Source organism: Pseudomonas sp. BN607, from assembly GCF_029871175.1.
GTDB lineage: Bacteria > Pseudomonadota > Gammaproteobacteria > Pseudomonadales > Pseudomonadaceae > Aquipseudomonas.
The window spans coordinates 106212-125977 of record NZ_SSOE01000027.1; the positions used below are offsets into that span (position 1 = coordinate 106212).

At 63.2% G+C, this 19766-nt stretch carries 15 protein-coding genes; 6 read left to right on the plus strand and 9 right to left on the minus strand.

The window, feature by feature from the left end:
• Nucleotides 1-168 precede the first annotated feature (168 nt).
• Nucleotides 169-1080 (plus strand): LysR substrate-binding domain-containing protein, encoded by a 912-nt coding sequence (locus E8E68_RS06275; RefSeq protein WP_266028967.1) that lies wholly within the window; start codon nucleotides 169-171, stop codon nucleotides 1078-1080.
• A gap of 204 nt (nucleotides 1081-1284) precedes the next feature.
• The gene (locus tag E8E68_RS06280) at nucleotides 1285-2547 is read left to right on the plus strand and encodes an OprD family porin (protein ID WP_266028966.1); all 1263 of its coding nucleotides are present in this window, start codon (nucleotides 1285-1287) and stop codon (nucleotides 2545-2547) included.
• A 121-nt stretch (nucleotides 2548-2668) separates the two neighbouring features.
• Here the strand turns inward: E8E68_RS06280 and E8E68_RS06285 are convergent, their stop codons facing one another.
• The 4 genes from E8E68_RS06285 to ycaC all read right to left on the minus strand — a co-directional run bounded on the left by E8E68_RS06285 (nucleotide 2669) and on the right by ycaC (nucleotide 6775).
• The gene (locus E8E68_RS06285; protein WP_266029109.1) at nucleotides 2669-4510 is read right to left on the minus strand and encodes an amidohydrolase; all 1842 of its coding nucleotides are present in this window, start codon (nucleotides 4508-4510) and stop codon (nucleotides 2669-2671) included.
• Between the two features lie 350 nt (nucleotides 4511-4860).
• A complete protein-coding gene (locus E8E68_RS06290; RefSeq protein ID WP_280340246.1) occupies nucleotides 4861-5679 on the minus strand; it encodes an alpha/beta hydrolase in 819 nt (272 codons plus the stop codon).
• A gap of 40 nt (nucleotides 5680-5719) precedes the next feature.
• The gene (locus E8E68_RS06295) at nucleotides 5720-6028 is read right to left on the minus strand and encodes a hypothetical protein (RefSeq protein WP_108191097.1); all 309 of its coding nucleotides are present in this window, start codon (nucleotides 6026-6028) and stop codon (nucleotides 5720-5722) included.
• 117 nt (nucleotides 6029-6145) lie between these two features.
• Nucleotides 6146-6775 (minus strand): isochorismate family cysteine hydrolase YcaC, encoded by a 630-nt coding sequence (gene ycaC / locus E8E68_RS06300; protein ID WP_110743392.1) that lies wholly within the window; start codon nucleotides 6773-6775, stop codon nucleotides 6146-6148.
• Between the two features lie 321 nt (nucleotides 6776-7096).
• On the opposite strand from ycaC, the gene E8E68_RS06305 reads away from it, so the two are divergent.
• Nucleotides 7097-8524 (plus strand): mechanosensitive ion channel family protein, encoded by a 1428-nt coding sequence (locus E8E68_RS06305; RefSeq protein WP_280340252.1) that lies wholly within the window; start codon nucleotides 7097-7099, stop codon nucleotides 8522-8524.
• A 108-nt stretch (nucleotides 8525-8632) separates the two neighbouring features.
• Here E8E68_RS06305 and E8E68_RS06310 read toward each other — a convergent pair whose 3' ends face one another.
• Nucleotides 8633-9919, minus strand: a complete 1287-nt coding sequence (locus E8E68_RS06310) for an FAD-binding oxidoreductase (RefSeq protein WP_266028963.1) — start codon at nucleotides 9917-9919, stop codon at nucleotides 8633-8635.
• A gap of 174 nt (nucleotides 9920-10093) precedes the next feature.
• Nucleotides 10094-11584 carry an aldehyde dehydrogenase family protein gene (locus E8E68_RS06315; protein ID WP_016712672.1) on the minus strand — a complete coding sequence of 497 codons (1491 nt, stop codon included), beginning with the start codon at nucleotides 11582-11584 and terminating at the stop codon, nucleotides 10094-10096.
• A 135-nt stretch (nucleotides 11585-11719) separates the two neighbouring features.
• Here E8E68_RS06315 and E8E68_RS06320 point away from each other — a divergent pair, with 135 nt between their 5' ends.
• Nucleotides 11720-12610 (plus strand): LysR family transcriptional regulator, encoded by an 891-nt coding sequence (locus tag E8E68_RS06320; protein ID WP_110743396.1) that lies wholly within the window; start codon nucleotides 11720-11722, stop codon nucleotides 12608-12610.
• A 127-nt stretch (nucleotides 12611-12737) separates the two neighbouring features.
• Entirely contained in the window at nucleotides 12738-14132 is a 1395-nt protein-coding gene (locus tag E8E68_RS06325) for a VOC family protein (RefSeq protein ID WP_280340254.1), read from the plus strand.
• 119 nt (nucleotides 14133-14251) lie between these two features.
• Here the strand turns inward: E8E68_RS06325 and E8E68_RS06330 are convergent, their stop codons facing one another.
• Both E8E68_RS06330 and E8E68_RS06335 read right to left on the minus strand, forming a co-directional pair.
• Entirely contained in the window at nucleotides 14252-16150 is a 1899-nt protein-coding gene (locus E8E68_RS06330; RefSeq protein WP_280340256.1) for a methyl-accepting chemotaxis protein, read from the minus strand.
• Between the two features lie 247 nt (nucleotides 16151-16397).
• On the minus strand, nucleotides 16398-17324 hold the full coding sequence (locus E8E68_RS06335) for a LysR substrate-binding domain-containing protein (RefSeq protein ID WP_110743399.1): 927 nt from the start codon (nucleotides 17322-17324) through the stop codon (nucleotides 16398-16400).
• A gap of 157 nt (nucleotides 17325-17481) precedes the next feature.
• Here E8E68_RS06335 and E8E68_RS06340 point away from each other — a divergent pair, with 157 nt between their 5' ends.
• A complete protein-coding gene (locus tag E8E68_RS06340; RefSeq protein ID WP_266028960.1) occupies nucleotides 17482-18870 on the plus strand; it encodes a NorM family multidrug efflux MATE transporter in 1389 nt (462 codons plus the stop codon).
• Between the two features lie 79 nt (nucleotides 18871-18949).
• Here E8E68_RS06340 and E8E68_RS06345 read toward each other — a convergent pair.
• On the minus strand, nucleotides 18950-19766 hold an 817-nt coding region (locus E8E68_RS06345), incomplete at its 5' end, for an IS3 family transposase (protein WP_280340259.1).

Here is a 19766-nt window from a genome sequence, read left to right on the forward strand (position 1 = left end):
CAGCAATCCGGGGTGTTTCGCGTTGATGGGCACAGATTAAAATCATCACCTTTGCGGCGGTAGTTAGCAGAATCTGGCTTTAGCGTTCCGATTTATGAACGATGGATTGGCGTTGGTCTTGCCGGCCCCTTCGCGGGTACAGGCCAACAGATAACCGGAGACCGATCATTGGAAGACCTCAACTCTCTCTACTACTTCACTCAGGTCGTGGAGCACGGTGGCTTCGCCCCGGCCGGGCGGGCGCTGGACATGCCCAAATCAAAACTCAGCCGGCGTATCGCTGACCTTGAGGACCGCCTGGGCGTACGCCTGCTGCACCGCACCAGCCGCCACTGCTCGCTCACCGAGATCGGCCAGGCCTACTACAACCGCTGCCTGGCCATGCGCGTAGAGGCCGAAGGCGCGGCGGAGATCATCGAGCGCAACCGCAGCGAACCGCGCGGGCTGGTGCGTATCAGCTGCCCGACCACCCTGCTCAATTCCTGGGTCGGGCCGATGCTGACCCGCTACATGCTCAAGTACCCGCAGGTAGAGCTGTTCATCGAAAGTACCAACCGCCGTGTCGACCTGTTGCACGAGGGCTTCGATATTGCTCTGCGGGTGCGCTTTCCGCCGCTGGAGAACACTGACATGGTGATGAAGGTGCTGAGCAACAGCACCCAGTGCCTGGTCGGCCAGCCTCAATACCTGGCGCAACTGCCCAAAGGGTTTGACCCTCAGCAGCTGGGCACACTACCCAGCGTGCATTGGGGTAGTGCCCAGCGCGAGTACCAGTGGGAACTGTTCCAGGGTGAGGACAACAGCCGCAGCATCGTCATCCCGCATACACCACGCATGGTGACTGATGACCTGTTTGCCTTGCGCCATTTCGTGGTAGCCGGAGTGGGGATCGCACACTTGCCGCGGGTGGCGGTGCGTGAGGACCTGGCGGCAGGACGTCTGGTTGAGCTGATTCCAGACTGGCACCCGCGTTGCGGCATCGTGCATGCGATCTTCCCATCGCGACGTGGGTTGCTGCCTTCGGTGCGAGCGCTGATCGATCATCTGGCTGAGGAGTTCGCCATCAGCGACATGGCATGAGTGCCTGGCTGGCTGAGCCGGCCTCTTCGCGGGCATGCCCGCTCCCACAGGTGTTGCACAAGGCTCGGGGCCAGTGGCGAACCTGTGGGAGCGGGCGCGCCCGCGAAAAGGCCGGTACAAGTAAAACCCCCCCCCAGCACACCCTTACAAGACCGCTGGCCTACGCTTGCTCCACAGTCCCGGATCATCCCCCCCGGAGCCTTCATGATCCGCGCCACTCACGGACCGGGCCGCGCCCTGCTCGCCACGCTCGCCTTGTGCCCCACATTCAGCCAAGCCGATGAACCCGGCTGGTCGCTGCTCAGCCGCAACTATTTCCTGCACAGCGACTTCCGCTCACCTTCCGCCAGCGGCCAGAACTACCGCCAGGAATGGGCCCAAGGCTTCATCGGCGAGGTACGCTCCGGGTTCATCGGGGGCGCTGTTGGGCTGGGCATCGATGCCCACGGTTTTATCGGCCTCAAGCTCGACGGCGGCCGCGGCCATGCCGGCACCGGCCTGCTACCACGCGACAGCGATGGCCGCGCCGAGTCCGACTATTCCAGCGCTGGTGCCGCACTCAAACTTCGCCTGGGCAATACCCGCCTGCGCTATGGCGAGATGATGGTGGAAACACCGGTATTCGATACCGGCGACAAACGCCTGCACCCCGAATACGCCACCGGCTGGCTCGTGGAGAACACCGACCTGCCCGGCTGGCGCCTCCAGGCCGGGCGTTTCACCGCCTTCAACAACCAGGACAACAGCTCTACCCATGACGACTTCAGCGGCTACGGCGCCAGCACTCACAACCGTGCAATCAGCCTGGCCGGCGCCACCTTCGCGCCCGCAGGCCCGTTCGGCGGCGCGCTGTATGCCGGGCAGTTGCAGGACACCTGGCGCCAGGCCTACCTGAACCTGAACCTGGCTGAAGGCAACTGGCGCCTGGACGGCAACCTGTACAAAACCCGCGACACCGGCAACGCCAGCGCGGGCGCAATCGACACCCTCGCCTACAGCCTTCTGGCCAAATACAGTTTCGGCGCCCAGGCGCTGAGCCTGGCCTACCAGAAGGTCGAGGGCGACACCCCGTTCGACTTCGTCGGTGGCGATTCCATCTACTTGGCCAACTCGATCAAGTACGCCGACTTCAACGGGCCCGGCGAGCGCTCGTGGCAACTGCGCTACGACCTCAACTTCGCCACTTTCGGCATGCCTGGCCTGAGCCTGATGGGCCGCTACGTCAGTGGCCGTGGCATCGACGGCAGCCACGCATCGGCGGGCGGCGCGTACGTGAACCAGTACGGCGACGGCGGCAAGCACTGGGAACGCGACATCGACCTGAAGTACGTGGTGCAGTCGGGCGCCGCCAAGGACCTGAGCCTGTCGTTCTCCCACGTCAGCCACCGTGCCAACCAGGCCCAGGCCGGCGATGACATCGACCGCATCTACCTGATCATCGAATACCCACTCAAAGGCAGCTTCTGACATGAGCACCTCCCCTTCAGGCGCCTGTCACCCTTGATGCTGTCCTTTGCCCGCGAAAGGGCCGGCACTTGAGACACAAAAAAGGGGCCAGATCTTGGCCCCCTCTTTACATCAGCTCAGCTTAGAAGGCGAAGCACGAACAGCCCAGCGCCCCCCAGAAGCCCTGGAAGTCATTGACCGGAACACTCGATTTACGCGCCTTGTCATGGCTGTGTGCGTGCACCCCGCACGGTCCCGAGCACTGGTGCACGGCCGCCGCCAGCGACGGCGTACCCACACGCCAGTGGCCCGGCACCTTGGCCACCGGAGACCACTCGGGCAAGACCGGCACCTGTGGTGGGCCGAGGCGATCGAATTCACCCGCTGCATACACCACTTTGCCGTCGACGATGGTCAGCACCGACTCGATGCCCTTTATCGCCTCTTCCTCGACGCTGAAGAAGTCCAGCGACAGCGCCGCCAGGTCAGCCAGCTGGCCGACCTTGATCTGGCCCTTCTTGCCTTGCTCGCTGGAGAACCAGGCACTGCCTTGGGTAAACAGCTGCAAAGCAGTGTCGCGGCTGAGGCCTTCCGGGTACAGCTCCATGCCACCAACGGTCTTGCCGCTGACCAGCCAGTACAGCGAAGTCCACGGGTTGTAGCTGGACACCCGGGTGGCATCGGTACCGGCACCGACCGGCACGCCCATGTCGAGCATGCGCTTGATCGGCGGGGTCTGTTCGGCAGCCTTGGCGCCGTAACGATCGACGAAGTACTCACCTTGGAAGGCCATGCGATCCTGAATGGCAATACCGCCACCCAGCGCCCGCACGCGCTCGATGTTCTGGGGGGTGATGGTTTCGGCGTGGTCGAAGAACCACGGCAAGCCATTGAACGGGATGTCACGGTTGACCTTTTCGAACACGTCGAGCATGCGCGTGATCGACTCGTTGTAGGTGGCGTGCAGGCGGAATGGCCAGCGTTGCTCGACCAGGTGGCGCACCACCGGCTCCAGCTCCTCTTCCATGGTCTGCGGCAGGTCCGGGCGCGGTTCGAGGAAGTCCTCGAAGTCGGCGGCGGAGAACACCAGCATTTCGCCAGCGCCGTTGTGGCGCAAGAAGTCGGTGCCGCTGTGCAGCTTCACGCTGGACGTCCACTTCTTGAAGTCGTCCAGCTCTTCCTTGGGCTTCTGGGTGAACAGGTTGTAGGCGATGCGCACGGTCAGCTGGTTGTTGTCGGCCAACGCCTGAATCACCGAGTAGTCATCGGGGAAATTCTGGTAGCCACCGCCGGCATCGATGGCGCTGGTCAGGCCCAGGCGGTTGAGTTCGCGCATGAACTGGCGGGTGGAGTTGACCTGGTACTCCAGCGGCAGCTTCGGCCCCTTGGCCAGGGTGGCGTAGAGGATCATTGCGTTGGGGCGGGCGATCAGCATGCCGGTCGGGTTGCCGAACTTGTCACGCTGGATTTCGCCACCTGGCGGGTTCGGGGTGCTCTTGTCGTAGCCGACGGCCTTGAGCGCAGCGCGGTTGAGCAGCGCGCGGTCGTACAGGTGCAGCAGGAATACCGGGGTATCGGGCGCAGCCTGGTTGATTTCTTCCAGGGTGGGCATGCGTTTTTCGGCGAACTGGAATTCGTTCCAGCCACCGACTACCCGCACCCACTGCGGGGTTGGCGTACGCGCGGCCTGGTCCTTGAGCATGCGCAGGGCATCAGCCACCGACGGCACGCCTTCCCAGCGCAGTTCGAGGTTGTAGTTAAGGCCACCGCGGATCAGGTGCAGGTGCGAGTCATTCAGGCCCGGAATCACCGTGCGTTGCTTGAGGTCGATGATTTGCGTGGCGGCGCCCTTGTGGGCCATGGCCTCGGCGTCGTTGCCCACGGCGACGAAGCGGCCGTCCTTGATGGCGACGGCGGTCGCGGTGGGCTTTTCGCGGTCAACGGTGTGCAGCTTGCCGTTGAACAGAATCAGGTCGGCGGTCATGGAACCTCCTTGGCTGGATGCGTGAGCGGAACCGGCTTGGCCGGTGAAGGGCAATGCGGACCAGAGCGCGCCGGCGGCACCGAGCACGGTGCTGGTGGCGAGGAACTGGCGACGAGTCTTGTCGTTGCGGTCCTGGGACATAGGCTTCTCCGACGAGGGCCGGCAGGGGGACTGCGAAGCATGCCGGTTGATGCAAGGCTTGGGCTTGGATGGATGTGCGGTGGGTTGAAGAAGGTTAGCCCTGGTCAAGCTTTTTGCTGTCTGGGCCGGCCTCTTCGTGGGTAAACCCGCTCCTACAAGGGACTGCGAATGTCTGTAGGAGCGGGTTCACCCGCGAATGTTTCCCACAATTACCGCTGAAGGAACGCCAGCAAGTCCTCATTCAGCTGCTGCGCATGGGTCACTGCAAAACCGTGCGGCGCCCCGGCATACACCTTCAACTCCGCCCCGCGAATCAGCTCTGCGGCCTGCTTGCCGGTGGTCTCGAATGGCACGATCTGGTCGTCATCGCCATGAATCACCAGGGTCGGCACATCGACCTTGGCCATGTCCGGGCGGAAGTCGGTTTCGGAGAACGCCGTCACGCAATCCAGGGTGCCCTTGATGGACGCCATCAGCGCGATGTTCAGCGTCTGCGTCTGCACGCCCTGGGACACCTGCTGGCCATGGTTGATGCCATAGAAAGGCGCGGCAAAATCGGCGATGAATTGCGCTCGGTCGGCACGCAGGCCGGCGCGGATACCTTCGAACACCGACAGGTCGACACCTTCAGGGTTGTCGTCACGTTTGCCGAACACTGGGGTTACCGCGCCCAGCAGCACCAGCCCGGCCACCCGCTCGCTGCCGTGGCGGGCGATATAGCGACTGACGTCACCGCCCCCCATCGAGAAGCCCACCAGGGTGACTTCGCGCAGGTCGAGGTGCTCGATCAGCTGGGCGATGTCATCGGCAAAGGTGTCGTAATCGTAGCCGTTCCATGGCTGGCTGGAACGGCCGAAACCCCGGCGGTCGAAGGCGATGGTGCGGTAACCGCGGCTGGCCAGGAATTCCATCTGCGAATCCCACATGTCGGCGTCCAGCGGCCAGCCGTGGCTGAACAGCACAGGCTTGCCACTGCCCCAGTCCTTGAAATAGATCGACGTGCCATCGCGGGTAACGAACGTGCTCATAACGGTATCTCCTTGAACGTTTCGAGGTATAGGCGTCGGCTCAGCCGCGCAGCCAGTTGGCGCAGCGGCGGGTTACCCAAGGCATGATGTAGAACACCACGGGCAGGATGACGAACAGGTTGACGATCAGGTTGCCGGTGATCACGCCGCCCAGCTGCGGGAAGCGTGCGAACAGCGGCGCCAGCAGTTGCGGGACGACCATGGTCATCGGGCAGATCACCAGGTAGGTCAGCAGCGCCTGCTTCCAGCGCGGCGGTTGCGCTGCCGGGGTGCCCGGCGAGCTATCAAGCACCTTGTGTTGCAGGCATACGGTCACCACTTCGCGGTTGTCATGGAGTGCGGTGTTCATCGGCGTTCCTTGGGATGAGCTTGCCCGCATCCACTGTGCAACGGCGGACGGGCGCTGGATTGGATAGGTGTGCTGCCCTGGGCGGGCACCGATTGGCGGTGCCCGCGGCGTTTGCGCTTATTTGTTGGCGTTGAAGGCGTTGTAGCTGGTCATCAGGTTGCGGTAGTCCGGGATGTGGTTGGAGCACAGCGCGGCCAGGCCTTCGATGTCGTTGCGCCAGTCGCGGTGCAGCTCGCAGGCCACGCCGAACCAGGTCATCAGTTGCGCACCGGCACGGCTCATGCGGTCATGGGCGGCGTCGCGGGTCATGGCATTGAAGGTGCCGGAGGCATCGGTCACCACGAACACGTCGAACTCTTCTTCCAGGGCGGCCAGCGCCGGGAAGGCTACGCACACTTCGGTTACCACGCCGGCAATGATCAGCTGCTTCTTGCCGGTGGCCTTCACTGCCTTGACGAAGTCTTCGTTGTCCCAAGCGTTGATCTGGCCTGGGCGGGCGATGTACGGGGCGTCCGGGAACAGTGCTTTCAGCTCGGGTACCAGCGGGCCGTTGGGGCCTTGTTCAAAGCTGGTGGTAAGAATGGTCGGCAGGTTGAAGAACTTGGCCAGGTCGGCCAGGGCCAACACGTTGTTCTTGAAGGCGTCCGGCTCGATGTCGCGGACCAGGGACAGCAGGCCCGCCTGGTGGTCAACCAGCAGTACGGCGGCGTCGTCTTTGTTCAGGCGGTTGTATTTGAAGTTGTTCATGGGGGTAGCTCCTAAGGGTTTTGATGTTCAGTAAGTTGGGTGTTTCGCGTTGATGGGAGAAGATTAAAACCATCACCTTTGGAGCGGTAGATAGCGGTTTTTGGCTTTAGCGTTCTGTTTTAGGAACGATAGATTGGCGTTGGTTTTGCTGGCCTTTTCGCGGGCTCGACCGCTCCCACAGAGATCGCACAAGATTCAAAACCAGCGCTTTACCTGTGGGAGCGGGCACGCCCGCGAAGGGGCCAGCACAGGCTTGCATTGCCTGCCCGGCAAACCTGCTCTATTACTACCCACAGCCCTCCCCTCACCCCCGAGACCACCATGCTGGCGTTCATCCAGTCGTCCCCGTTGTTGCTCGGCACTACCCTCATCCTGCTCGACCTTGTGCTCTGGCAAGTCATCCCCATCCAGCGCCATGCCTGGCGCATCAGCGCGCGCCTGGTGATCTTCCTGCTGTTCAGCTCGGTGCTGGTGGCCGCCGGCATGAGCCCGCTGCAACCGCCTCCTTGGCCCGACGATGTTCCCCGCAATTTGATGGCCACGGTGCTGACGATTGGCTGGTGGCTGTTCGGCGCGCGCACGGTAACCGTGGTATTCGGCCTGCTGCTGGTAGCCCGTGGCAGCCATGGCGGGCGCTTGCTGCAGGATGTGCTAGGCGCGTTGATCTTCCTCGCCGCCGTGGTCGCGGCCGCAGGCTATGTGTTGCAACTGCCGGTGAAGGGCCTGTTGGCCACGTCCGGGGTGATGGCCATCGTTATCGGCCTGGCCCTGCAAAGCACCCTGGCAGATGTGTTCAGCGGCATCGTGCTGAATACCACGCGGCCCTATCAGATTGGCGATTCGATCTCGATCGACGGGACTGAAGGCAAGGTGGTGGATATCGACTGGCGGGCGACGCGCATGATTACCGGCACCGGCAGCCTGGCGGTCATTCCCAACTCGGTAGCGGCCAAGGCCAAGCTGCTCAACCACAGCCGACCGGCCGACCGCCACGGCGTGGCCATCAGCGTCGTGGTACCGGCCAAGGTGCGCCCGAGGAAGGTATTCGATGCGCTGGAAAAGGCCTTGCAGGGCACAACTGCCCTGCTCGCCTCACCTGCGGCCAAGGTATCGGTGAAAACGTCCACGTTGGAGTCTGTGGAATACGAAGCCAGTGGCTTCATTGCCGAGGCTGCACGCAAGACCGAAACGCGCAACCAGCTGTTCGACCTGGCGCACCGCCACCTGGAGGCCAGCGGGGTGATGTGGAACGTCGACTTGACCCTGCCTGCGCGCAGCCGCCAGCGCGAGGTCCTGGACGAAGTGCGGGTGTTCCGCTCGCTGAGCGATGAGGAACGGGATGCGTTGAGCCAGCGCATGACCGCAGTGGAGTACCTGGCGGACCAGGTGATCCTCGGCGTGGGCGAGCATTCCGATCATTTGTTGGTGATTGGCAGCGGTGTGGTGTCGGCATCGGTGCGCGATGGCGAGAAGCTGCTGGAAGCCGGGCGCATGGGACCGGGGGAGGTATTGGGGGTCGAGGGGATCATCGACGAAGACAATTCGTTTGCCGAGTTCCGTACGCTGACCAGTTGCGTGCTGTACCGGATCGACAAGGAACAGGTGAAGACCTGTTTGCAGCAGCGTGGCGACGTGCAGACGGCGCTGAGCAAATTGCAGCGGTTCCGGCGGCAGAGCCGGGAGTCGTTGTTGCTGCAAAAGCCGACCTTGATCAAGAAAGGCGGCTTCCTCAGCTGGCTGCACAAGTAAGTCTGCGCCGGCCTCTTCGCGGGCATGCCCGCTCCCACAGGGATCGCGCAGATGCTGAAACCTATGGGGTTCTTGTGGGAGCGGGCGTGCCCGCGAAGAGGCCAGTACTTACAACACAACCCTCAGGCACTGCCCCGCGTGGTACAGCGAGAACCCGGACTCATAGAACGCCGTCCGTAGAGAAGGCGCGCTCACGCCGCTCATCGGCGAAAACGGAATCGGCAGGCTGTCCGCCTCACCCTTCAGCAGGAACTCGGCAAACGCCCGGCCAATCACGGTGCCGGTGGTATTGCCGCGCCCATTGTACCCGGTCACTGCCACCAGCCCAGGCGCCGGCTCGAACAGGCGCATCAGGTGGTCGGGGGTGAAGTCGATGCAGCCGGTCCAGTGCATTTCCCACTCGACCTTGCCCAGCTCCGGGTAGTAATGACTCTGGATGCGGTCAGCCCAGCTGCGCACGAACCAGGACGGTTTGTTGTCGACTCGGCCCAGGCTGCCGAGCAGCAGGCGGCCCTGGTCGTCACGGCGGATGCTGCTGAGCACGGTGCGGGTGTCCCAAGAACCTTGCCCGTGTGGCAGCACCTTGTCGGCCGCCGCACCCTGCAGCGGTTTGGACGCCACCTGGTAGTAATAGCCGCGGAAGAACTGCTTCTGCAGGTTGCTCCAGTCGCCTTCGGTGTAAGCACCAGTGGAAATCACCACCTTGTCGGCGCGCACCGAGCCACGTGCCGTCTTCACCCGCCAGGCGTCGCCATCACGCTCCAGGCCTTCGACCGAGGACTGCTGGAACAGCTTGCCACCCAGGCGTGCCACGGCAGCTGCCAGGCCCTGGGTGTAGCCCATCGGGTTGATGGTGCCGGCGCGGCGGTCGAGCAGCGCGGCGGAAATCTTGTTGGTACCGCAGTATTCCTGGCATTGGGCGCCGGTCAGCAGCTCCACGTCGGCACCGCGGCGACGCCATTGTTCGTGGCGGGCCTCGAGGTCGGCGATGCCGGTGGCGTTGTGCGCCATGTGCAGCGTGCCTTTGTGCTGGGCCTGGCAGTCGATGCCGAGCCGCTCGATCATGGCGAACACTTCAGCCGGGGCTTCGCCAAGCACCTTGTTCAGGCGGCTGCCCTGCTTCTGGCCAAGGGTGGCCTCGACGTCGTCGGGGCGGATCCAGGTACCGGCGTTGACCAGGCCGACGTTGCGCCCGGAGCCACCGTGGCCGATCTTCCAGGCCTCCAGCAGGATCACTGACTTGCCCTGTTCGAGCAGGTGGATGGCCGCCGACAGGCCGGTAATACCGCCGCCGATCACACAGACATCGGCCTTGTGCTCACCGGCCAGGGCCTGGGCGGCGACGGTCGGTTTGCTGACGTGTTCCCACAAGCATTGTTGACGCAGTTCGGACATGGCCGGCTCCAGCAGTGTTGTTCTTGTAGCGGTTGGAGCGGCGCTGCCGCCCATTCGCCGGACAAGCCCGCTCCCACAGGGACCACACAGGCCTGAAGGCCAGCGGAGATCCTGTGGGAGCGGGCTTGCCCCGCGAACCGGGGGCCAGGCCCCCGGCCATGCAACATCAATACATCAGTCGAACACGATACCCTGCGCCAACGGCAGTTCACGCGAGTAGTTCACAGTGTTGGTCTGGCGACGCATGTAGCCTTTCCAGGCATCCGAGCCCGACTCACGACCACCGCCGGTTTCCTTCTCGCCACCGAATGCACCGCCGATCTCAGCGCCGCTGGTGCCGATGTTGACGTTGGCGATACCGCAATCGCTCCCCGAAGCACTCTGGAAGCGCTCGGCTTCACGAATGTCGGTGGTGAAGATGCACGACGACAGGCCTTGTGGCACTTCGTTGTTCAGGCGCAGGGCCTCTTCGAAGTCGTCATAGGCCAGTACGTAGAGGATCGGGGCGAAGGTTTCGTGGCGTACCACGTCGCTTTGCGCCGGCATTTCGGCAATGGCTGGCGATACGTAGTAGGCGTTCGGGTACTGATCGGCCAGCTGACGCTCGCCACCAAACACCTGGCCACCTTCGTCGCGGGCCTTGGCCAGCGCGCCCTGCATGGCGTCGAACGACAGCTTGTCGATCAGCGGGCCAACCAGGTTGTCCTTGCGTGGGTCGCCGATGCGTACTTTGCCGTAGGCGGCTTTGACGCGGGCAACCACTTCGTCCTTGATCGAACGGTGCACGATCAGACGGCGCAGGGTGGTGCAGCGCTGGCCGGCGGTACCTACCGCAGAGAACAGAATGCCGCGCACGGCCAGGTCGAGGTCGGCGCTCGGGGCCAGAATCATGGCGTTGTTGCCGCCCAGTTCGAGGATGCTGCGGCCGAAGCGGGCAGCCACACGCGGGCCGACTTCGCGACCCATGCGGGTGCTGCCGGTGGCGCTGACCAGCGGTACGCGCGGGTCGTCGACCATGGCTTCGCCGGCTTCACGGCCGCCGATGACCAGTTGCGCCAGGCCAGCCGGAGCGTCGCCGAAGGCTTTCAGGGCTTTTTCGAACAGCGCCTGGCAGGCCAGGGCGGTCAGCGGAGTCTTCTCGGACGGCTTCCATACCACCGAGTTGCCGGCCACCAGGGCCAGGGCTGTGTTCCAGGCCCACACGGCAACCGGGAAGTTGAAGGCGCTGATAACACCGACCACGCCCAGCGGGTGCCAGGTTTCACGCATGTGGTGGCCCGGGCGCTCGGAAGCGATGGTCAGGCCGTAGAGCTGGCGCGACAGGCCGACGGCGAAGTCGCAGATATCGATCATTTCCTGGACTTCACCCAGACCTTCCTGGGTGATCTTGCCGGCTTCGATCGAGACCAGCTCGCCGAGGTCGGCCTTGTGCTCACGCAGCACTTCGCCAAACAGGCGCACCAGCTCGCCACGGCGTGGGGCTGGCACAGTGCGCCAGGCTTCGAAGGCGCTCTGGGCCTGATCGATGCGGGCGATGGTCTCGGCTTTGCCGAGCAGTTTCACCGAGGCGATCTGGCTGCCGTCGATCGGCGTGTGAACAGGGTAGTCGCCCTGGGTGTAAGCCTCGGCGGCAACGCCAAGGCGCTCGAGCAATCCAGCAACCATTTGTGCATCTCCTACATCGGTGATGGGGTGGAAAAATGATGTGGATCAGTATTAATCCGATCACATGAGTACAACAAACGACCTTTATTCCGCATATCATTCCGCCAGGTAATGATTTGAGCCGCAGAGACCACTATGTCCAAACGCCTGGTGCCCTCCATGACCGCCCTGCAGTGCTTTGAAGCTGCAGCCCGCCATTTGAGCTTTACCCGTGCCGCCGAAGAACTGCACCTCACCCAGAGCGCCGTCAGCAAGCAAGTGGCGCAGCTGGAAGACATGCTGCGCCATCACCTGTTCCTGCGCATCCGCCGGCGCTTGCAGCTAACCCCAGCCGGCAGCCTGTACCTGGCCGAGGTCAACAAAATCCTCACCCAGGTGGACATGTCCAGCCGCTACGTACTCACCTACGGCGAGCAGACCGAGATATTGAAGGTAGCCACTCAGCCGAGTTTTGGCGTGCGCTGGTTGATCCCGCACCTCAAGGGGTTCGGCAAACGGCACAGCAATATCCACCTGGATATCCGCAACGAGATGGAACCGTTCGCCCTGCTGCAGGGCTCGGCTGACGTGGTGTTCTTCTATGGCCAGGGCACCTGGCCGGGGGCTACCTGCGTGGAACTGTTCCGCGAAGAAGTGGTGCCGGTGTGCGCGCCGGAGCTGCTGGCCGGGCGTGAGCTTGGGGGTGCCGAGGAGCTGGCCGAGCTGGTACTGCTGCAAAGTACATCGCGGCCGGAGGCCTGGCATGAATGGTTCCTGGAGCAGGACCTGCAGAGCGTCAGCGCCTACCACGGCCCGCGCTTCGATACGTTCTATATGGCGTTGAGTGCGGCGCAGGCGGGGTGCGGGGTGGCATTGGTGCCGCGTTATCTGGCCGCGAAGGAATTGGCGGACGGTAGCCTGGTGGTGCCGTGGAACCATGCGATGCGCAGCACCGGGGCGCATTACCTGGCGTATGCTGAGCATGCGGCGGAGGTACCCAAGGTGCGGGCGCTGGTGGAGTGGATTCACGAACAGCTCCAGGCTTGAAGGATCTAGCCCCGAAGGGTTCTGAGGTCGATCAAAAAAGGAATGACACGCTCACTTTTTTTCGCTTGTGAGCCAAGTGCATTCCCAGCTTTCATGTAAGCGTCCAAACCTAACCAGGAAGCTAGCGATGCCCGCCCATGATTTCGTCAGCCCCGACAGCATTCGCGCGCAGTTCTCTGCCGCCATGTCGCTCATGTACAAACAGGAAGTGCCGCTGTACGGCACGCTGCTGGAGCTGGTGAGCGAAATCAACCAGCAGGTCATGGCCCAACAGCCCGAGGTCGCCCAGTCCCTGCGCTGGACTGGCGAAATCGAGCGCCTGGACCACGAGCGCCATGGCGCCATCCGCGTTGGCACCGCCGAGGAACTGGCAACCATCGCCCGCCTGTTCGCGGTAATGGGCATGCAGCCGGTCGGCTACTACGACCTCAGCTCTGCCGGCGTGCCTGTGCATTCCACTGCCTTCCGCGCCGTGCACGAGCAGTCACTGCACGTCAGCCCGTTCCGCGTGTTCACCTCGCTGCTGCGCCTGGAGCTGATCGACAACCCGCAGCTGCGTGAGCTGGCACAGGGCATCCTGGCGAAGCGCCAGATCTTCACCGCCCGCGCCCTTGAACTGATCGCCCAGTGCGAGCGTGACGGCGGCCTGAACGCCGCAGACGCCGAAGCGTTCGTGCAGGAAGCGCTGCACACATTCCGCTGGCACCATGACGCCACCGTCACGGCCGAGCAGTACCAGCAGTTGCACGACCAGCACCGCCTGATTGCCGACGTGGTGGCCTTCAAGGGCCCGCACATCAACCACCTGACCCCCCGCACGCTGGACATCGATGCGATTCAGGTCGGCATGCCGGCCAAAGGCATCCCGCCAAAGGCTGTGGTCGAAGGCCCGCCCACCCGCCGCCACCCGATCCTGCTGCGCCAAACCAGCTTCAAGGCCCTGCAGGAAAAGGTCGCCTTCAGCGACCAACAGGGCAGCGAAGGTAGCCACACCGCGCGCTTTGGCGAGATCGAGCAACGGGGTGCGGCACTCACGCCGAAAGGCCGTCAGCTTTACGACAAGCTGCTCGATGCGACCCGCGCGGCCCTCGGTGGTGCACCGGCCGAAGCGAACGCCGAGCGCTACATGGCATTGCTGAAGGAAAGTTTTGCCGAGTTCCCGGATGACCTGGCGCAGATGCGCGAGCAGGGCCTGGCCTACTTCCGCTACTTCGCCACCGAGAAAGGCCTGGCTGCGCGGGACCTGGCTGGCCGCCCGACTACCCTGGAGGGCTTGATCGAGGCGGGCCATGTGCACTTCGAGGCACTGGTGTACGAGGACTTTTTGCCGGTGAGTGCGGCGGGGATCTTCCAGTCCAACCTGGGTGACGATGCGCAGGCCGAGTACGGCAGCAATGCCAACCGCGATGCATTTGAAGCGGCGTTGGGGCTGCAGGTGCAGGATGAGCTGGCGCTGTATGCACAGAGCGAGCGGCGCTCGCTGCAGGCCTGCGCGCAAGCATTGAACCTGGGTTCGATGTAAGCCTGTAGAGGGGCCGGGGGCGCCTGTGGGAGCGGGCGTGCCCGCCTCCACCAAGGTTTCTCAAGCCTTAGCGCTTGAGCACGAACGTTGCCCCTACAGGTACCATGCAGGCGGCTGTTTCAGCGGAAGCGGTCCACTTCCTGGCGCAACTGCGCCGCCAACCCTTCCAGTTCCCGTGCGGTAAACGCCAGCTCATTGGCCACCTCACGTTGCTCGCCGTTGGCCTGGGCAATGCTCTGCAAGTTGCGGCTGAGTACGGTCGCCGTGCTGCTCTGCTCCTGGGTCGCCGTACTGATCACGGCAAACTGCTCGCCCGCCACGCGGCTTTGCTCGTCGATACGCGCCAGCGCCTCTGCCACCTTGTCGTTACGCTCCAGACCTTCCTGCATCAGCTGGTTACCCTGCTCCAGCGTGGTGATGGCATGCCCGGTCTGCTGCTGGATGCTGGTGATCATCCCAGAGATCTCATCGGTGGCCTGGCGGGTTCGTGCTGCCAACCCACGCACCTCATCAGCCACCACCGCAAAGCCACGCCCCTGCTCACCGGCGCGGGCCGCCTCGATGGCCGCATTCAACGCCAACAAGTTGGTCTGCTCGGCAATTGCGGTGATCACGCTGATGATGCCGCCGATTTCTTGCGAACGGGCCCCCAGGCTATCCATCACCGTGGCGGTACCACCAAGGGCCTCGGCAATCTGCTTCAGCGAGCGCGATGCCTCATCCATGGCGCTGCGGCCGATGCGGGTCTGCTGGGCGTTATCGCGCGCCATACGCTCGGTGCCCGCCATGTTGTCGGCGATGTTCATCGAAGTGGCGCTGAACTCCTCCACCGCGCCGGCCATGCTGGTGATTTCGCCGGACTGCTGGTCCATGCCCTCGCAAGCACCAGCAGACAAGCCGGACAGCGAACGGGCGCGGGTGCTCACTTGCTCGGAAGCGCTGCGGATATGCTCGACCATGGTCGACAACGCCTCACCCATCTGGTTGAAGCTACGGGCCAGCTGGCCGATTTCGTCATGGCTGGTCACGCTCAGCCGCGCGTTCAGGTCGCCAGCTCCAAGCGCTTCGGCCTGACGCACCAGGTCGTCCAGCGGGCGTAACTTACGCCGCAGTAACCACAGCGTGGCCGCCACAGCCAGCAGCATGGCCAGCAAGCTGCCAATGGCCAGGCGCAGGCCGACGCTCCAGGTCACCTCGCGAATTTCCGCCATCGGCATGCTCGCCACCACCGTCCACGGGCCTTCGGCAAAGGGCGCTGTGACCCTGTACAGCGCCTGCTCGGCATTGGCGGGCGGTACCAGCCATTGGCCCTTTTCGTCCTGCAACGCCAGCGAACCAGTCTGGCCGATGCGGAAGCGCTTGAGGTTGGCAAACTGGGCGTTCTGGGCGTCGGTGTAATCGAAACCGACGAACAACACGGCGATCACGCGGCCATTGCTGTCGCTCACCGGCACGTAGCGGGTCATGTAATTGCGCTCGAACAGCACGGCGCGGCCAACGTACATTTGCCCGGCCAGAAGCTTGGGGTAGGCCGGGTGCTGGCGATCGAGCTGGGTACCGATGGCGCGGCTGCCATCCTGCTTCTTCAAGTTGGTGCTGATGCGCACGAAGTCGTCGCCACTGCGCACGAACAAGGTGGCAATGCCAGCGGTCATCCGCTGGAATTCGTCCACCTGCTGAAAGTCGTTGTTCAGCAGGTGATCGCCTTGGTACAAGGCCGGCGTGGCTTGCCCGGCGACCTGCACGGTCTCGCCAGCATGCAGCGACAGGCCCGAGGCGAAGCGGCTCTCGAACAGGCCGCTCAGGCGCTGGGTATTGTCCTTCAGCGAGCTGTGGAACGTGTCGAGCTGGTCGGCCAGCAGGCGCGCTTCACTGGCCAGGTGGGCCTGGCGCGTGGCGAGGTTGGCATCGTCCAGCGAACGCAGGGCGAACAGGGTACTGCCGGATATCACCAACGCCAGCACGATGGCGAGGGCGACACCGAGTTGCGAGGCGATGCGGGCACGCGGTTGAGACATGGGAAGCTCCTGGCAAGAGGCCGGGATCATCCTGATCACGCTGACCGCCCGCATTCTTTTAGACGGGAAGCGCGCCCTCTTCCGGGACGCTGGTGCCAATGGATCGGCGTCGCTGACAAATACTTGAGTGTCGGGCCGGGATATTCGCAAACGTTTTCCATCGTCTGTTCCGGCCTTCCCACAGGCACTGCGCAGGGTCGGGGCATGCACACGGCTGCTCCTACAGGAGTTTGGCCTGTGCAGAAGATCAGACGGGTGGCAGGATTTCCACGTCGGGCAAGTCCATCGCCGCCACCTCCTGCTCAAGAAACGCGCTCAACCGCCGCAAGCGCTCCCCCCCGCGCCGGGTCCGCGGCCACACCAGGTAGTAATCCATGCCACTGGGCACTGCGGTCGGCCAAGGCAGGCTCAGGCGATTCTGCGCCACATCCTCAGCCACCATCAGCAAGTCGCCCATTGAAATCCCGTAGCCACGCGCTGCCGCAATCATGCCCAGCTCCAGGGTGTCGAATACCTGCCCCCCCTTGAGCGACACCTTGTCGCTGAGGCCCATGCGCTCCAGCCATTCACGCCAGTCGCGTTTGTCCACCGTGGGGTGCAACAGCTCGATGCCGGCGAGCCTGCAGACGTCCCAAGGTTCTTGGTCGAGCAGGTCTGGGGCACCGACGGGGATCAACAACTCCGGGAACAGCTTGCGTACCTCCCAGTCCGGCGGGAACACCCCATCGCTGAGCAACACCGCACAATCGAACGGTTCCTGGCTGAAGTCCACATGGTCGACGTCCATCCAGGCGCTGGTCAGCTGCACCTCGTTACCCGGCTGCAGGTGGCGAAAGCGGCTTAGGCAGGCCAGCAACCAGCGCATGGTCAGGGTCGAAGGTGCCTTCATGCGCAGGATGTCATCTTCGCCACACAAGGTTTCGCAGGCCCGCTCGAACGCTGCAAACCCTTCACGCACGCCCGGCAGCAACACTCGCCCCGCCTCGGTCAGTTGCAGGCTGCGCCCGCTGCGCACGAACAGGCGACAGGCAAAATGCTCTTCAAGCGTGCGGATATGCCGGCTTACGGCACTTTGGGTAATCGACAGTTCTTCGCCAGCGCGGGTGAAGGAGCTGAGCCGTGCGGCAGCTTCGAATGCGCGCAGGGCATACAACGGTGGTAGCTGGCGTGGCATGAGGCACCTGCAAAATGGGCGTGAGGGCTGAATCACCAATGAGCATACATGCATGAGTTTAAATCATGGCAACCATCGCTTTTATCCTTTTGTGCAAAGTTGACCGAAGCCTCAGAATCGCCCTTCGGTCATCACCCCAGGAAGAAGGACAGCCCTCATGCACGTTGCGCCCACCACAGAACTCAAGGCTTTGCTGCGCCTGGCCGGGCCGCTGATCGCCTCGCAGTTGGCGCACATGCTGATGGTACTGACCGACACCTTGATGATGGCTCGCATCAGCCCGCAAGCCCTGGCCGGTGGTGGCCTGGGGGCGGCAAGTTATTCGTTCGTGTCGATCTTTTGCCTGGGCGTGATCGCCGCGGTCGGCACCCTGGTCGCGATTCGCAAGGGCGCCAACGACATCGAAGGCGCCACGCGCCTGGCACAGAGCGGCCTGTGGCTGGCTTGGGGCCTGGCACTGTTCGCCGCGCTGGTGCTGTGGAACCTTGAACCGGTGCTGCTGCTGTTCGGGCAAAAGCCCGAGAACGTGGCTTCGGCTGCGCAGTTCCTGACCCTGCTGCCGCTGGCCCTGCCGGGCTACCTGACCTTCATGGCCTTGCGCGGCTTCACCAGCGCCCTGGGCCGCTCGACCCCGGTGATGGTCATCAGCCTGGTAGGCACGGTGCTCAACTACCTGTTCAACGTGGCGCTGATCGAGGGCATGTTCGGCCTGCCCAAGCTGGGGCTGATGGGCATCGGCCTGGTCACCGCAGTGGTGTCGATGGGCATGGCCATCGCCCTGGCCTTGTACATCCGCTGGCACCCGGCCTACGCCGCCTATCCGCTGCGCAAGGGGCTGTCGCGCCCGTCGCTGCCAGCGCTGCGCGAACTGTGGCGGCTGGGCCTGCCGATTGGCGGCACGTACATGGTGGAAGTGGGCCTGTTCGCCTTCGCCGCGCTGTGCATGGGTGTGCTGGGCAGCACCGAACTGGCGGCGCACCAGATCGCCCTGCAGATCGTGTCCACGGCGTTCATGGTGCCGACCGGGCTGTCTTACGCAGTGACCATGCGCGTAGGCCTGTACTACGGCGCCGGTAACCTGCTGGCGGCGCGCAGCGCCGGGCGGGTGGGCATTGGCTTTGGCGCGACCATCATGTTTGCTTTCGCAGCGCTGTTCCTGCTGCTGCCCGATGCACTGGTGGGGTTGTTCATCGATCGGAATGACCCAGGCTTTGCAGCCATCTATCACCTGGCGGTGCAATTGGTGATGGTAGCCGCGTGGTTCGAGTTGTTCGATGGCATGCAGACCATTGCCATGGGCTCTATCCGCGGGCTGAAGGATGCCAAGACCACCTTCCTGATCGGGCTTTGCTGCTACTGGCTGGTGGGCGCGCCGAGTGCCTGGCTGTTCGCCTTCAACCTGGGTGGTGGGGCGGTCGGGATCTGGTGGGGCTTGGCGCTGGGGCTGGCGTGTGCGGCGGTGGCGCTGACGTTTGGCTTTGAGTGGCGGATGAAGCGGTTGATGAGAAAGGCTGGTGTGTCTGACAGGTCCGCAGTGCCAGTGTGATTGCCGGCGCTGCTTGCTGCCCTATCGCAACACCAGGCCGCTCCCACATGGTGGACTGCCCCCAAAAAGTTGGACAGTTCTAAGCTACAGCCTGAGCCCTGTACTCCACAGGGCTCAGGCCATTAAGCCTCAGCTTGATGCGATCATGGTTGTAGTACTGAATGTACTCATCCAGACCCGTTCTCAGCTCATCAATGCTCTCGAAACGCTTCAGATAGAAAAACTCAGATTTGAGCGTGCCGAAGAAGCTTTCCATGGCCGCATTGTCCAGGCAATTGCCTTTTCGAGACATGCTCTGCTTTATCCCGCGTTCGCTTAGCTTACGGCGGTATTGCGCTTGCTGGTAATGCCATCCCTGATCCGAATGCAGCACGAGCTTCGGTTTCTCTCCCAGGCAATCGAGCGCTTTACCAAGCATGTTCCCAACCAGGCTATAGCACGGGCGGCTGGCCATTTCGTAGGCCACGATTTCGCCGTTGTACAAATCCATCACGGGCGACAGATAAAGCTTCTGTTGAGCTACTTTGAACTCGGTTACGTCGGTCACCCACTTCTGGTTTGGGCGTTGAGCGACAAAATTTCGCTCCAGCACATTCGCTGCCACTTTACCGACGGTACCTCGATAGGAGCGGTATTTCTTGGGGCGGACTACTGATTTCAATCCCTGCTCAGCCATCAGCCGTTCAATCACCTTCTTGTTCACCCGCTTTTCCTTCCTGATTACGAGTGCGATACGGCGATAACCATAAAGCCCTTTCTGCTCGTGGTAAACGCGATGCACCAATGCCTTGAGCTCAGCATGCCGGTCTGGCTTCTGCTGAGCGTTTAGCTGGTAGTAGAAGGTGCTGCGCGCCAGCTCGACCAGCTGAAGGAGGTCAGGCAAAGGAAACCTGCGC